At 54.3% G+C, this 14026-nt stretch carries 14 protein-coding genes and 1 tRNA gene; 6 read left to right on the forward strand and 9 right to left on the reverse strand.

Features of this window, described 5'->3' with window-relative positions; genetic code table 11:
* Positions 1-106: 106 nt before the first annotated feature.
* The 3 genes from mobC to ABJN86_RS10435 all read right to left on the reverse strand — a co-directional run bounded on the left by mobC (position 107) and on the right by ABJN86_RS10435 (position 2916).
* Positions 107-580, reverse strand: a complete 474-nt coding sequence (gene mobC, locus ABJN86_RS10425; RefSeq protein WP_348432269.1) for a plasmid mobilization relaxosome protein MobC — start codon at positions 578-580, stop codon at positions 107-109.
* The gene (locus tag ABJN86_RS10430) at positions 577-1440 is read right to left on the reverse strand and encodes a helix-turn-helix domain-containing protein (protein WP_348377642.1); all 864 of its coding nucleotides are present in this window, start codon (positions 1438-1440) and stop codon (positions 577-579) included. The genes mobC and ABJN86_RS10430 overlap by 4 nt, the downstream gene beginning before the upstream one ends.
* Positions 1441-1596: 156 nt before the next feature.
* Positions 1597-2916 (reverse strand): ATP-binding protein, encoded by a 1320-nt coding sequence (locus ABJN86_RS10435; protein ID WP_348377643.1) that lies wholly within the window; start codon positions 2914-2916, stop codon positions 1597-1599.
* A 41-nt stretch (positions 2917-2957) separates the two neighbouring features.
* Here ABJN86_RS10435 and ABJN86_RS10440 point away from each other — a divergent pair, with 41 nt between their 5' ends.
* Together ABJN86_RS10440 and ABJN86_RS10445 are read left to right on the forward strand one after the other, a co-directional pair.
* Positions 2958-3869, forward strand: a complete 912-nt coding sequence (locus ABJN86_RS10440; RefSeq protein ID WP_348377644.1) for an MBL fold metallo-hydrolase — start codon at positions 2958-2960, stop codon at positions 3867-3869.
* Between the two features lie 60 nt (positions 3870-3929).
* Positions 3930-4004, forward strand: a tRNA-Asn gene (locus ABJN86_RS10445).
* 376 nt (positions 4005-4380) lie between these two features.
* Here ABJN86_RS10445 and ABJN86_RS10450 read toward each other — a convergent pair.
* The 5 genes from ABJN86_RS10450 to ABJN86_RS10470 all read right to left on the reverse strand — a co-directional run bounded on the left by ABJN86_RS10450 (position 4381) and on the right by ABJN86_RS10470 (position 9461).
* The gene (locus tag ABJN86_RS10450) at positions 4381-4941 is read right to left on the reverse strand and encodes a hypothetical protein (protein ID WP_348377645.1); all 561 of its coding nucleotides are present in this window, start codon (positions 4939-4941) and stop codon (positions 4381-4383) included.
* Between the two features lie 216 nt (positions 4942-5157).
* The gene (locus ABJN86_RS10455) at positions 5158-5586 is read right to left on the reverse strand and encodes a hypothetical protein (RefSeq protein ID WP_348377646.1); all 429 of its coding nucleotides are present in this window, start codon (positions 5584-5586) and stop codon (positions 5158-5160) included.
* A gap of 89 nt (positions 5587-5675) precedes the next feature.
* Complete coding sequence (locus ABJN86_RS10460) at positions 5676-6707, reverse strand: sterol desaturase family protein (protein ID WP_348377648.1); 1032 nt, start codon at positions 6705-6707, stop codon at positions 5676-5678.
* A gap of 55 nt (positions 6708-6762) precedes the next feature.
* Complete coding sequence (locus tag ABJN86_RS10465) at positions 6763-8160, reverse strand: DUF4856 domain-containing protein (RefSeq protein WP_348377649.1); 1398 nt, start codon at positions 8158-8160, stop codon at positions 6763-6765.
* Between the two features lie 278 nt (positions 8161-8438).
* Complete coding sequence (locus ABJN86_RS10470) at positions 8439-9461, reverse strand: extracellular solute-binding protein (RefSeq protein ID WP_348377650.1); 1023 nt, start codon at positions 9459-9461, stop codon at positions 8439-8441.
* A 551-nt stretch (positions 9462-10012) separates the two neighbouring features.
* Here ABJN86_RS10470 and ABJN86_RS10475 point away from each other — a divergent pair.
* A complete protein-coding gene (locus ABJN86_RS10475; RefSeq protein WP_348377651.1) occupies positions 10013-10342 on the forward strand; it encodes a TfoX/Sxy family protein in 330 nt (109 codons plus the stop codon).
* Between the two features lie 75 nt (positions 10343-10417).
* Here the strand turns inward: ABJN86_RS10475 and ndk are convergent, their stop codons facing one another.
* A complete protein-coding gene (gene ndk / locus ABJN86_RS10480) occupies positions 10418-10840 on the reverse strand; it encodes a nucleoside-diphosphate kinase (RefSeq protein WP_215960250.1) in 423 nt (140 codons plus the stop codon).
* 108 nt (positions 10841-10948) lie between these two features.
* Between ndk and abc-f the strand changes: the two genes are divergently transcribed.
* Genes abc-f through ABJN86_RS10495 form a run of 3 tightly spaced genes read left to right on the forward strand, consistent with a single transcriptional unit; the run spans position 10949 to position 14026 of the window.
* Complete coding sequence (gene abc-f, locus ABJN86_RS10485; protein WP_348377652.1) at positions 10949-12796, forward strand: ribosomal protection-like ABC-F family protein; 1848 nt, start codon at positions 10949-10951, stop codon at positions 12794-12796.
* Between the two features lie 3 nt (positions 12797-12799).
* The gene (locus tag ABJN86_RS10490) at positions 12800-13426 is read left to right on the forward strand and encodes a MarC family protein (protein ID WP_348377653.1); all 627 of its coding nucleotides are present in this window, start codon (positions 12800-12802) and stop codon (positions 13424-13426) included.
* A gap of 21 nt (positions 13427-13447) precedes the next feature.
* On the forward strand, positions 13448-14026 hold the full coding sequence (locus tag ABJN86_RS10495; protein ID WP_348377655.1) for a TIGR02281 family clan AA aspartic protease: 579 nt from the start codon (positions 13448-13450) through the stop codon (positions 14024-14026).

Consider the following 14026-nt stretch of genomic DNA (forward strand, 5'->3'; position numbering starts at 1 on the left):
GCATCGCGGATCAGGTCGCGGTTGTCGTCATAGGCCAGCACCTTGTCCGCGACGAGGTAGCCGACCGGACCAGCGCCCGCGCCTTTGCCGTTGCGGAAGAACTTGATCAGCATCGGTGGGACGCCTCGATGATCTGGGCAAGCTGACGCTCGATGGTCAGCAAGCGGCGGGCAACGGTGAGGGCATCGAGGTCAACGCGCCCCGCCAGCATCGCACGGTTCAGCCAGCGGGCGATCTGGTTGAGGTTGCCGCCGATGCGCCCGACGGCCAGAACCAGCGCCGGGTCGACGCGCGGGATAGGCTTGCGACGGCGGGCTTCGGTCAGGCCAAGCGCCTCGCGCAGCAGAGTCGCGGCGGGCAGGCCTGCGGCCTCCGCTTTGGCGCGCAACTGGGCCTTTTCTGCGGCGCTGCACCGGAAGACAAAAGTCTCGGTCAGCGGCTCTTTGGTGCGGGCTTTACCCGCACCGGTGGGGTTCGAAGGGGAGGCTTGCCGCCCCTCGCAAGGTCCCGTGTCAGCAGCGCCAGCGTATGACATGGGTCGCCTTGCTGTTTGCTCTTCAGTGGGATCGGTAGCGGTCATGATCTGAGGCCAGCGGCTTGGATTTGGGCCTGCGTCACCAGCTTCGACGCCAGCAATCCGTCGATCTGCTTTGCCGTGATGTGTTTGCACATCGGGCTGCGATCACTGATCCAGCAGGCCAGACGCGCGTGGTGATCAGCTTGCAAAGCTGCCGCCTTTTCTCGGTCTTCTGCCTGTTTCTCGACATAGCCCTGCCAACGCCGCGACTGAAACCAGTTGTCCGAAAAACAGACCTTAGAGCGGGTGAAACCTGCGCTTTCGTTCGCGTAGGCTTGGACCGCCTGCCGCAAGTCCTCCGGTGCGATCCCTTCCTTCACGGCCTTTTCGATATCGGCACAGCAGGCTGCTCTACCGCGTACCCGGTCTGGTGGATACGCCGCTAAAATCTTCTCATCCGCCGCCGCCTCGCGCTCGCGCGAAGGAGGTTCTTTCTTAGGTTCAATGGTAAGGTTCGTGTCCCGATTTGAGACTACCCCCGTCTCACCCTTGGGACTTTTCCCCCTGTTTTTTGAGACGTTTCCCCCCGTCTCATTTTGAGACACAACCCCATTGGGACCGCTCGCCCCGCCCTTCGGGCGCGAACTGGGGCCAAGGGTAATATCGAGGTGCAGCTCGTATTGGTTAGACCCTCGCCCGCCATCACCATCTCCACGAGCATGGCGCGTGACAAGCCCGCACTCCTCCAACGTCGTCATGTGACGAAACAGCGTTGCGCGGCCCATCTCACATTCGTCCGCCAACCTCTTTGCGCTTGGGTTACACTGACCAGTCTCTTTGTTGTGGAAGTCTGCCAGTTGGATCAGCACGATCTTCGCGGCAGGTTTCAAACCTTTGACATTCGCGGCCCAGATCAATGCCATGCCACTCATGGCTTTGAACCGCCGAACGAATGCGAAAAAAGGTTCGTCACATGTCGAATAATCGCAATGATATCAAAGGCCGTGTTTTTGCAGTTCGTCAGCCTAACATATTGTTCTCGTGAATTTGTGCTCTGCCTGCCGGGCCTACCACTCACCCTATCGCGGAAGCACCAACTCCGCCTTTAGGCCGCCCAGCTCCTTACTATCGCCCAATCGCAGCGTCCCGCCATGCGACCGCGCCACATCCGCCGCTATGGCCAGCCCAAGCCCGACGCCCGAGCCCGCGTTCTGATTTCGCGACGCGTCCAAGCGTGAAAATGCCTTAACCGCCTGCTCCCGCTGCGCGGCGGGAATTCCGGGCCCGTTGTCTTCCACGCTAATCCGAAGGGCCGTTTCAAGAACTGCCACCTCCACCTGCGCCTTTGAGCCATAGCGCACGGCATTGTTTATCAGGTTCTCGATCGCGCGTTGCAGGGATAACGGGCGCAACTTCATCGTAACTTGCTTTGGAAGCCCCCCAACAATTTCAACCGCCTTGCCCGCCCGTTGAGCGTTGGCAACAAGGTCTTTCAACAAGGACACTGGATCCGTTTCTTCCAACTCTTCCAGCGCGTCAGCCTTGGAAAAATCCAAGAAGGCCTCAATTAGACGCTCCATCTCGTCAACATCACCAATCAAATCTTGGGTGTCATTGCTATCAGGTTGCATCGACAGGCCCAGTTTCAGGCGTGTCAGTGGCGTACGCAAGTCGTGGCTTACACCGGATAGCATAAGCGTGCGTTGCTCAATTTGGCGCTCAATGCGCGCGCGCATATTCAAGAAAGCCGAGCCGGCAGAGCGCACTTCGGTAGCGCCACTGGGGTGATACGGCTCGTTGCGTCCTTTACCAAAGGCCTCAGCTGCGCGGGCGAGCCTACGAATTGGCCGGATTTGGTTGCGTAAAAATAGATACGAGATGATTGTCATCAAAATGGCCGTGAACAGCATCAAAACCAAAAGCTGATGTGGGTTCGTCGCCGCCACGCGCCTGCGCGAGAATGAGACGTCCAACACCCCCTTCGATGTCCCCAAGCTGGCTTGCACGGTCTTGTCGATGCTGACCAAATCAACTGCGAGTAGCGTATCAAATTGCTCCGCCAAGGTTTCGCGTATGGCTTTGCCCGACAGATCGGCAAACCCCACACGCGCCTCAACCTGCCCTCCGGGCAAGGTCGCGATCATGTCTAAGGCCTTCGCCGTTTGCAGCACTTGAACGCGCGCAACCTCTTCCCCTTCGGCCTCCTCGATGACGTCCAAAAGCAACTGTAATTCCACCGAGATGTTTTGCGTCATCTGCGCGGTCACGTCTTCGTAAAGACGTTGAATAAAGGCGAAGGAAACCACAAGCTGGATGGTAATGATCGGCACCAACAAGATCAGGGCCGCCCGCCCGTAGAGGCTGCGTGGTAGGTAGCGCTTGATTGAGAACCGTGCCATGTTTGAGACCGTAACCCTGCTTGCGCAAAAGGAAAAGAGCGATGGCACCTAAGAAGCCCGACACCCGCAAAACGGGCAAGCCTATTTCCCTAGCCCCCGGACTGCGGTGCATACTTGCGCCCAATGCCTCGCCAATGACCTATACAGGGACGAATACCTATCTTTTAGGGACCCGCGACATTGCCGTCATTGACCCCGGCCCGCCTGACGAATCCCATATGGAAGCGATCATCACGGCCTTGGAAGCCCATCAGCGCATCAGCCACATCTTTGTAACCCACTCCCATGTAGACCACTCGCCTTTAGCCATGGTCCTTGCGCAAGTCACCGGCGCGAAAATTCATGGCTTTGGCCCCAGCACCTCAGGTCGTGCGCCGATCATGAGCTCCTTTGCGGATTTGGGCGGCGGCGAAGGCATTGACGAAACCTTTATGCCCGATGTCACCCTTGCCCATGGTGACCGCGTGGATGGCACGGATTGGAGCCTGAGCGCCCTACACACCCCCGGACATATGGGGAACCATCTGTGCTTTCACTGGCATCAAGGCGATGCGTTGTTCAGTGGGGATTTGGTGATGGGATGGGCCACATCGATGGTCTCGCCTCCTGACGGGCATTTAACCGATTTTATGGCCTCCTTGGAGATGCTGTCGCTGCGTAAAGGGGATGCGACCTTTTACAGCGGACACGGGCTCCCCATCGATGCCCCCCTCGTGCGGGTCCAAGAGCTGCTTGCTCATCGCCGAATGCGCGAATCTCAAATCCTCAAAGCCCTGACCAACAGCCCCCTAACCGCAAAAGAGCTTACGGCGCGGATATATACCGACGTCGCGCCCGCGTTACTGCCTGCGGCGCAGCGAAATGTCATTGCCCATTTGATCGATCTTGCGGGCCGAAATCGCGTAAAATCAGAGGAAATGTTAAGTGCCACCAGCCGGTTTTCAGTTATCTGAATTATTTGCACAAAACCCTCTTTACGACCGGAATCGCGCTTGCTATACGCCCATCACCGTTCCGACGTAGCTCAGCGGTAGAGCAGTTGACTGTTAATCAATTGGTCGTAGGTTCGATCCCTACCGTCGGAGCCATTTCCACCACAGAGTGATAAAAACAAGGCTTATAGGAATTAGCTTCCATTGCTTTGCCTAGACGGTGAACGTCCGACGAATTTGACCTTCACATTATAAATTAACTCGACATGGCAAACCTAACCTAGGCACAGGATGCAGCGAATGGCGGCAATGAACCCGTTGTGACCGAATTTCTGCAATGCAGTGAGCGCCTTGTGTGGAGGCATGGCCAAAAACGTTAACAACCACTTGGGTTTTGAACGAGGTTTGTGGGAGCATCAAACGAGGACTTTTACAGCCCTTCCAAAAACGAGGGTTTTTGGAAGGCATACCAATGGCCGTTAGCTTTAGAGTGATTGTGAAGGCTTCATAAGCTGCGACGCTTGTACAAAAACTAACGTGTATATTCCCAATTGACTTTATTCGGTGACCTGAGCGGTTGCAGCCCAATTGCGGCCATCGCTTCTGAGATAGATACGTTTACTCGGGGTGGCATTTGCTGTGGGAACGCCCCTCTTCCCTGAAGGCGCAAAACGTCTCCATCTACAACTTCATCAGCAAGTAACGTCAAAATAGCCGGTGTACACTCCCAGTTTCCGCCTTTGCGACGTGTCACAGGGTTATACGAACCCGTACCATATAGGTAGCACATCTGCGGCTGCCCGTTTGAAGATTGAAGCTGCCATTGTCCCTGAACTGCGCGCGTGTTCCCTGGATAAACCAACCAAGTTCGACCGTCTGTACTGTGATATTCAATCTGAGTGCCATGACGATCATCCCAGTCTTTAATTGTTGTATTTGAAAGAAAGCGCGAAAGCTCTTCAGGGTTTTCGAGTAGAGACTGAACTCGTGTCTTATCATCTTCGACCATAAACGTTGTCAACGTTGAGTTTAAAGCAGCTCCACATGCAGAGATTGTGGTTAGGGTCAGACCCAACATCAAAAGCCTTTTCATTAATAGGTTCTCCATTTTAAAGGTCGATCTCTGCGTATTCAGTCAATGCAATTGTCAGTAAAAGACCTGTGGTCAGGCGGTCCTTGTTTTCAATGTAAAGCTATTTGCCGTGGTTTGCACTGCAATAAAAAGTGGTTCAGGTTCGAAACGAAGCTATCCCGCTCTCTCCCAAAAACCACCGTTTTTGACAGAGTTAACTTCACTCATTCAAGCGTGTTACACGAGACTTTCAAAAAAGGTTTTACCTCTTTCCAGCGCGACGATTAAAAGAGTGAGACCGAATGCTTGAAGGTAAGCTTTGAGTTTCACGTCACGCCACTTCGTTTCAGTTGGACAAAAATGTAAACCTAAAGAGGTTGCTGCCTGCCAACATGCAAATGCTCCAATTAGAAACCCTACGGATGCGGTAGCGTAAGAAATGGCATCAAGTGAACCGGTCCAGACAACATAAACACCCGAAACAAGCATTACTGCGACAGAGGCTTTTGCTAAACCAGTGCCTCTGACGGCAAATTTCGATGTGCGAACTTCTGCGGACTTGGTGTCCATGCCTCGAACAACACCAAGTATCAAGGCCAACCAGCACACATAAAACACAAGGCAGAGGCTAGATACTACAGCGGTGAGAAACACTATTTCAGTCATTTTTACGCGATACAGGAGGGGTAGTTATACAGTCAATAGGTCAGGCGAACCGTTCACCCCACTGAAACGACCTTTAGACGGGCAAACGCTTAATCCCTACTCTCAAGCAAGTCTTCGCGGACCTCATCAGTTGGGGTGCGCTTAACCACCCTTGCGACGAATTCTTTGACCTTCACCGATTTCCGGACCAGAAATCTTGCGATCTCCCATAAGGGCGCGAAGTAAATTGTCTTGAGGTCTGTCGCAGAATGCCCCTCAGATTTGGTCAGGCCAAACTTGAAGTCCCCCTGCCCCTCCGAGACATGCAAAGACCCGAATATCCAATCCCACACGGCCAAGGCCCCCCCGAAATTTTTGTCATAATGTTTGGCAGCGATGGAATGGTGAATTTGATGTTGAGCGGGCGAGATGAATATATGCTCCAACCAACGCGGGTAGCGGATGTCGATATGTGAGTGTCGCAGGTTTGACCCCGTCACATGGAAGATGAACACGATCACATTGACCCCTACGACGGTGTAGAGGTCCACCTTGCTGCCAAACAGGAAGAAGAACAGCGATATCACCGATCCCTGCGCCACAACCCCGCGCATGGCGTAAAGCACGCCCTCTAACGGATGGACGCGGTACACGGTGATGGGCGACATCGTCTCGGCCCCGTGGTGGACCTTATGGATAAACCACAACATGGGCCAATTATGCATCCAGCGATGCACCAAGTATTTGGTGAAATCATCAACCACGAACATCGCGACCGAGAACAGCGCTATGACAACCGGCTTGGAGACCCCTGCCATCCCTCCCCACGGGATAATGTCACTTCGGACCAGCGCCATATAGACGGCGGTCGCGATGGTAACTTGCGTCAATAAAAGTGGGGAGATGAACCCAGTGAACACCCGGTTGATCACGAAGATCTTGTAGTCCGCGAAGGCGGATCCGGAGAACAGGATTTTGGGGTCAAAAATACGGCGAAGCGACGATCCAATGGAGGCTCTGCGCACGATCACAAGCCAGCCAAAGGCAATAAGCGCTGAGATGCCGATGTAGCCTAGGAAAATCCGCTTCTTCGGGTTGGAGAAGTCAGAGAACAGGCCAAAAAACTGGTCTAGCAGGTCCATGAAATCCTCAATTCCTCAGGAATGGTGGCGCCCAAAAAGAGCGCCACCAAAGTATTTAGTCAGTTTCTGCGCCACCGCTATCGGTGTCCAGCTCTTTAACCAAGTTGGCCAAGTCCTCGGTTGCGTCGTTTGCACGGGCTTCGACTTCAAACTCTTTGATCAACAGGTCTTGTACCTTCAGCATGTTCAGCTGGTACGCGTTCCACGACATTTTAGCGTCTTTTACGAATTTGCCATCCGCATCAACACCAGTGACCACTGTCTCGTCCATAGTGACTGGGCTAAAGCCGATCAGGCGGTTCAAACGCACCGCTGTGCCGCCAAGGTTTTCCCGCCCCGTTTGCAAGGCCAGCGTGAAGCCTTTCAGCTCGCTCCAGTGCTTTGCGTAGTCTGCATAAGCCTCAGCATCATCGTCGCTGTCGTCTGCACGCAATGTGGTGATGTCTTTGTAGACAGAACCCGCATATTTGAATGCCGCTTCAGCCAGAACTTTTGTCCACTCGGTTTCAATAACCATTGCGTAGGCTTGCAGTTGTTGCCGTTGCGCGTCTGTCAGTGCTTCGCCGTCAGCGGATGTGATCAACTTACGACCCTCGATGAAGGCCGTAGTGATTGTCACCATGTAGTCGGTTTTGCCGCTACGGTCTGCACCGGCAGCGTAGTATGCGTTGCCGAAAACCATTTCGGTTTTCAGATCAATTACACCATCGCCATTCGCGTCAGCTGCTGCGCCATCTTTTTTCTTGTTGATGTTATACGCTTGATCAGGCGTCAACGAAGTACCATGTGCCGCGACACCGAAGTAGCCGAATGCCTCATCCCACGAGTGCTCTTTGCCCGTGTAGGCCGCACCTTCGCTATAGGGTTGGTTGTTAGGCTTTTTGTCTGCGCCCAAGTTTTCGTCGAGGTAATTGTCGACAACTTGATTAAAGCCCATCGCGCCCAGCGAGAACTTTTGGATCAACTGGCCCCATACCATCCCAGTGTCAGCGTCGAAGCCTCCGTTGGAGACGGACGCGCGTGTGATCATGTCTTCCAGAACCTCTGGCCCCGTCAGGTTGCCGGGCCAGCCAGGAACCAAACCTTTGTAGGTTTTGCCCTTAACATTCTTGCCGGAAGAGATTTCATTGATAGTGGTTTGCTTGATGTCAAAGCCGTCTTTGTCTGTGACAGCGATGATCGGCAGGTCTTCTTCGGAACCTGCGAAATACGCCATCATCTGCGCTTTCAGCTCTGCCGCGTTGCCACCGCCATCGCCCTTGCCTGCAAGCGACTTCAGGCTTTCGACCAGTACGTTGCGTGCAACTTGACCAGAGTAGGAAACGGAGTCGGTTTTATCACCGGAATAACTTTTCTCAGTGATCGGGAATGGACCGTAGGAGTCGGCAAATGCCATGCTCGACAGCAAGCCAGCCGCCAATACAGTTGACCCAAGTTTCAAGGAACGTTTCATTTTCACCCTCACAAGATTGATTTCCGATAGAAACAATCGGAATTATTGATGTCGCTATATGCACTGATAACTATGAGGGCTGTCAAGGGCGTCAGTGATGAAAAAAATACATTAAACAAACACATTAATCATCGGAATATAAACAAATATATAGAAAATCAAACAAGCCATCCAACTTTCCATTCCGCAAAAGTTGACAATTTTTATAGGAATCAAGTTGAGACCGTCAATCAACCTGAAAAAATAAGGCCCGCTAAGTTGCGGGCCTTACCTTGTTCTTAATACCAACCAACTTGGTTGAAGATTTTCTGCGCCAAGGGCACGTTCTTCGCGACCTTACTTAAGTCCACGGCATCGGGCCGAAACAGCCCTAACTGAGCGACCGACGCGCTCAACCCGACACCCGGTACGGACGGATATTCATCATTGCCGCCGCTGAAGTGCTTTTGCGCTGAATCGCTGGCAAGATACTCCAGAAATTTGATCGCGTTTTCGCGGTTAGGCGCATGGGCGGTCACCCCCGCACCGGACAAGTTCATATGTGCCCCTTCCGCGTTTTGAGCAGGAAACACCCACCCAATGTTAGGCAATGCTTCCGCAGGAATGCCTTTGACCCCTTCACGCAACGCCCGCGCAAAGTAGTAGGTGTTTGCAACCGCTATGTCGCATTCGCCCGAAACCAAAGCCCGCAGCTGGTCGGTATCCCCGCCCTGCGGTTCTCGGGCAAAGTTGATAACCATTCCGTCAGCCCACTTACGCGCCGCTTCCTCACCGTGGTTTTCGATTATCGCCGACAGCAATGTTTGCGAATACGCGTTGGATGAGGATCGATGACAAACCAACCCTTGGAATTCGCTATCCGCAAGGCTCAGGTAATCCAGCGGCGGTTTTGTGACATCCGCCTTATCATAGAAAATGATCCGCGCTCGCTGCGAGAACCCGAACCACTGGTTTTCAGAATCTTGCAAGCTCGCTGGCACGCGGGCCTCAAGGACTGGGCTATCAATGCTCTGTAGAATTCCGGCCGTCTTGGCACGCTCCAAACGTGACGTATCGACGGTGACGAAAATATCGGCAGGCGAATTGCGCCCTTCCGCTTGCAGGCGTGCGATCAACTCATCGCCCTTGCCTTCGATGCGGTTCACTGTGATGCCGGTTTGCTCTTCAAAGTCCGAATACAGCCGCTCGTCGGTGTCGTAATGTCTGGAGGAGTAAATGTTCACCTCCCCATCCGCAAAAGCGCTTGAAACGGATGCAATGCATACTGCCGCGCATAGGGCCAATTTTGTGGTCACGTTCATTCTTTGGGCTCCTAACTGATGGCGCAGCTCAAACACCTTGTGCTGCTAGCGCCGCTCAGTTTCTGACTTTTTCTATCGGGTTTAATTAATCCTCTGATAGGACATTGGCAAGGCCATCTTGTGCATCAGAAAATAGCCCCGCCAGCTTGAGCGGGTCGGCAACGGCCTCGATTAGCTCAAACTGAAACTACATTCTTTAGAGGGGAAAACCCTGCACCAATCTGCAAAACATGAGCACCTTTGCAGGAAAAATCTATATATAGTGGCGCTGCAGGCAGAAACTGCTCGATGTCGATTTTTATGCTGTTGCCCAAAATCCCCGACATATTTTCGCCACAATTAAGTCCCCTCTCCGACACTATTGAGTGGTGGCCTGAGGCTGTAACGAGCAACAAATCCATAAAAGGAGGTCAACAAAATGGCCTATGAAGCACCTGCCCCTACACCACAGGACACCAAGTCTCCTCATCCAACACCCCCAAACGGATTTTCCGACTGGGCGAGCCTGTAGAGGCTTCCACACCATAAGACTTTGCGGCTAATACTGTGGCATGGCTGATCCCGTCTCCTCTATCCGCAATCTAGGCCCCGCCTATGAGAAAAGTCTTGCCCGCGTTGGCATAAACTCCGCCGATGAACTCAGAGAAATTGGCGCAGACGCCGCCTACGCAAAACTATTGGCTGCCGGTGACCGCCCGCATTTCATCGGTTATTACGTTTTGGTCATGGCACTTCAGGGCCGCCCTTGGAACGACTGCAAAGGGGCCGAGAAAGATGCATTAAGGATCACCTTTGACGCGTTGAAGTCTCGCCATGTCAATCACGACATGAATGCACTGGAAACCGTGCTAGATGTCATTGGCACCGGCGTGCGCAGATAACACAGATCGAGTAGAAACAAAAAAACCCGCACCGGATTACTCCGACGCGGGCTCTTTAATTGTCTGGTTAAAGACTTAGCCTACCAGCTCAAGACCGGAGAAGAAGAACGCGATTTCTTCTGCTGCGGTCTCAGGAGCGTCGGAGCCGTGTACCGAGTTTTCGCCGATCGACAGAGCGAACTCTTTACGGATTGTGCCCGCGTCAGCGTCTGCTGGGTTTGTTGCGCCCATAACTTCGCGGTTTTTCGCGATGGCGTCTTCGCCTTCCAGAACCTGAACAACAATCGGCTCGGAGATCATGAATTCGCACAGCTCGCCAAAGAACGGACGCTCGGAGTGCACACCGTAGAACTGCTGAGCTTGCGCCAAAGTCAGCTGAATACGCTTGGATGCAACGATGCGCAGGCCAGCTTCTTCGAATTTAGCGGCGATTTTGCCTGTCAGGTTACGCTTAGTTGCGTCTGGTTTGATGATCGAGAACGTACGTTGGATAGCCATGATGCTGGTCCTTAAACTAGAGTGAATTTGGGGCGCACCTAACATGGGTTAGACGACATGGAAAGCGCCCAATTGACACCCCTGCCCGCATAGGCGACACGCATACGCATGTTAAGTATCTCAGAACTCCGCTACGCCGTCGAAGGTCGCTCTCTCTTTGAGGGCGCTTCTGCCAATATCCCCACTGGCCATAAGGTTGGCCTTGTCGGGCGCAACGGCACGGGAAAAACCACACTTTTCAAGTTGATCCGTGGAGAATTGCAGCTTGAGAGCGGCAATGTCACCATGCCGGATCGCTCCCGAATTGGGGGGATCGCGCAAGAGGTGCCGTCCAACGAAGTGTCGCTGCTGAACACGGTTTTGGCCGCTGACAAAGAGCGCGCAAGCCTGATGGCCGAATCTGAGACCGCAACCGACCCCAACCGCATCGCAGACATCCAAACCCGTTTGGCCGATATCGGCGCATGGTCCGCCGAGGCGCGGGCGTCCTCCATCCTTGTCGGCCTTGGCTTCACCACCGAAGAAACCCACCGCCCCTGCTCCGACTTCTCGGGCGGGTGGCGTATGCGAGTGGCTTTAGCGGCGGTCCTGTTCTCGGAGCCTGACCTGCTGCTGCTCGATGAGCCGACCAACTATCTGGACCTTGAAGGCGCACTTTGGCTGGAGCACTACCTGACCCGCTACCCGCACACGGTTATCATCATCTCGCACGACCGCGAATTGCTGAACCGCTCGGTCAACGGCATCCTGCACCTCGAGGACAAGCAGCTTACCTTCTACTCCGGCAACTACGACCAGTTCGCCCGCCAACGCGCCGCCCGCCGTGCGGTGCAAGCGGCCGCTGCCAAGAAGCAAGACCTGCAACGTGCGCACCTGCAATCCTTCGTTGACCGCTTCAAGGCCAAGGCCTCTAAAGCCAAGCAAGCCCAGTCCCGCGTCAAAATGCTGGAAAAAATGGAGACCATCACGGCGCCCGAAGATGCCGCCCGCGTGGTCTTCACCTTTCCCAAACCCGAAGAGCTGTCGCCACCCATTATCAGCACCGAAAGCGCGTCCGTTGGCTATGATGGTACCGAGATTTTAGGCAAGCTGAACCTGCGCATCGACCAAGATGACCGCATTGCTTTGCTGGGCCGAAATGGCGAGGGTAAATCCACTCTTTCCAAGATGTTATCGGGTCGTCTTGAAGTGATGGGGGGCCGTATGTCAACCTCCAGCAAGCTGCGTATTGGCTTCTTCGCACAGCACCAAGTGGACGAGCTGTTCGTGGACGAGACCCCACTGGAGCACCTCATTCGTGAGCGCGCTCATGAAGGCCAAGCCAAGCTTCGCGCACGCCTTGCCAGCTTTGGTCTTGGGCCTGATCAAGCAGACACAGAAGTCGGACGTCTATCTGGTGGTCAAAAGGCGCGTCTGTCGCTGCTGCTGGCCACCCTGCCCGCGCCGCATCTGCTGATCCTCGATGAGCCGACCAACCACCTTGATATTGAGAGCCGCGAAGCACTTGTGCAGGCCCTGACCGCGTATTCCGGTGCGGTCATACTGGTGTCGCACGATATGCACCTTCTGTCCTTGGTGGCTGACCGCTTGTGGTTGGTCAAAGATGGGCGTGTAAACCCGTATGACGGCGACTTGCCAAGCTACCGCAAGTTGTTGCTGGCCCCGCCGGACAAGCCCGCCAAGGACAAGCCGAAAGCCAAGGCCAAAGTGGTATCGCGCGATGACATCCTTTCGATGCGCTCCGAGGTTCGCAAATGCGAGGCCCGCGTCGCCAAGCTGTCCGAGATGCAGGATGAGCTTGCCAAACGCTTAGGTGACCCTAAGGTTTATGAAGACCACATGGCCGACAAACGCGCCGTCTGGCAGAAAAAGTATTCCGAGGTCATGGACGCAATGGACCGCGCCGAGTCTATGTGGGTCAAAGCCCAAGAAAAGTTAGAAAAAGCAGAGCGTTAACGCATGGAACTCGACGTCGCCATCACCGCATTTGTCACCCTGTTCGTGATCATTGACCCCATCGGCATGGCGCCGCTGTTTTTGGCAATGACCGCTGGCACCAGCTTCAAACATCGTTTGCGCATCGCAATCCGGTCTTGCCTCGTGGCCGCAGCATTGTTGACCCTTTTTGGCTTGGCTGGCGAAGCTTTGCTGGACTTTATCGGCATTTCGATGGCCGCTTTTCGCATCTCGGGCGGGGTGTTGTTGTTCATCACCGCACTCGACATGCTGTTTGAACGCCGACAACAACGCCGCGAAGACCAAGCCGACGGACCGCAGGAAGACGACCCTTCCGTATTCCCCCTCGCGATGCCGCTGATTGCGGGTCCTGGCTCCATGGCCACAATGATCTTGTTGACCGGCGCACCGGATGCGGATTGGACCTATGTAGCGGCTATTCACGGCGTCATGTTTGCAGTGATTGCGGTCGTGTTCACCTTTTTCTTGATGGCTGGCTTGATGGAGCGGGCGGTCAGCGACACTGGCATCAAGGTGATCACTCGACTTTTGGGCATGTTGCTTGCCGCCCTATCAGTGCAATTCATTCTCGATGGCCTGCGCGAATTTGGGGTGGTGGCAGCGAGCTAAACCTGCCCCTATATGTGACTTATGGATAGCGAAGATACAGCCCGCCTCATTTACCTCGTTTTGCTTGGCTCCGTCATTGGCGGGTACTTTTTAATCTCAAACCGAGACCGCATGGGGGAAATGACCCGTCAGGCCGCCTTGTGGGGGTTCATCTTTGTAGGCGTCATCGTGGCTTACGGGCTATGGAACGACATCTCACGCACCGTTTTGCCAACCCAAAGCGCCTTCGAGAATGGCCGCGTTGAAGTTCCGCTTCGTAATGACGGGCACTTTCACCTGACGCTTCACGTCGACGATGTGCCTGTCCAATTTGTGGTAGATACCGGTGCAACAAGCGTGGTCCTGACCAAGGATGACGCCGAGCGTGTGGGTATAGACACGGACGCATTGATCTTTGGCGGACGCGCCAGCACCGCAAATGGCGAGGTCCGTACCGCGCGGGTAACATTGGAAAATGTCAGCCTAGGCGAGTTAGATGAAGGTGATTTACGAGCCTTCGTGAATGAGGGTGAGCTGAGCACATCCCTGTTGGGCATGTCCTATCTGCGTCGCTTTGGCAGTGTAGAGCTCACGCCGGATCTTTTGATCCTCAAACGCTAA

This window comes from Litoreibacter sp. (genome assembly GCF_039974535.1).
In the GTDB taxonomy this organism is placed as follows: Bacteria; Pseudomonadota; Alphaproteobacteria; order Rhodobacterales; family Rhodobacteraceae; genus Litoreibacter.

Coding starts and splice junctions, on each gene's coding strand:
- ABJN86_RS10460 (WP_348377648.1), bottom strand. CDS start 6,707: ATGGACCTGCTAGACCAGTTTTTTGGCCTGTTCTCTGACTTCTCCAAC.
- ABJN86_RS10455 (WP_348377646.1), bottom strand. CDS start 5,586: ATGACTGAAATAGTGTTTCTCACCGCTGTAGTATCTAGCCTCTGCCTT.
- ABJN86_RS10475 (WP_348377651.1), top strand. CDS start 10,013: ATGGCTGATCCCGTCTCCTCTATCCGCAATCTAGGCCCCGCCTATGAG.
- ABJN86_RS10470 (WP_348377650.1), bottom strand. CDS start 9,461: ATGAACGTGACCACAAAATTGGCCCTATGCGCGGCAGTATGCATTGCA.
- abc-f (WP_348377652.1), top strand. CDS start 10,949: ATGTTAAGTATCTCAGAACTCCGCTACGCCGTCGAAGGTCGCTCTCTC.
- ABJN86_RS10430 (WP_348377642.1), bottom strand. CDS start 1,440: ATGGCATTGATCTGGGCCGCGAATGTCAAAGGTTTGAAACCTGCCGCG.
- ABJN86_RS10465 (WP_348377649.1), bottom strand. CDS start 8,160: ATGAAACGTTCCTTGAAACTTGGGTCAACTGTATTGGCGGCTGGCTTG.
- ndk (WP_215960250.1), bottom strand. CDS start 10,840: ATGGCTATCCAACGTACGTTCTCGATCATCAAACCAGACGCAACTAAG.
- ABJN86_RS10450 (WP_348377645.1), bottom strand. CDS start 4,941: ATGAAAAGGCTTTTGATGTTGGGTCTGACCCTAACCACAATCTCTGCA.
- ABJN86_RS10435 (WP_348377643.1), bottom strand. CDS start 2,916: ATGGCACGGTTCTCAATCAAGCGCTACCTACCACGCAGCCTCTACGGG.
- ABJN86_RS10490 (WP_348377653.1), top strand. CDS start 12,800: ATGGAACTCGACGTCGCCATCACCGCATTTGTCACCCTGTTCGTGATC.
- mobC (WP_348432269.1), bottom strand. CDS start 580: ATGACCGCTACCGATCCCACTGAAGAGCAAACAGCAAGGCGACCCATG.
- ABJN86_RS10440 (WP_348377644.1), top strand. CDS start 2,958: ATGGCACCTAAGAAGCCCGACACCCGCAAAACGGGCAAGCCTATTTCC.
- ABJN86_RS10495 (WP_348377655.1), top strand. CDS start 13,448: ATGGATAGCGAAGATACAGCCCGCCTCATTTACCTCGTTTTGCTTGGC.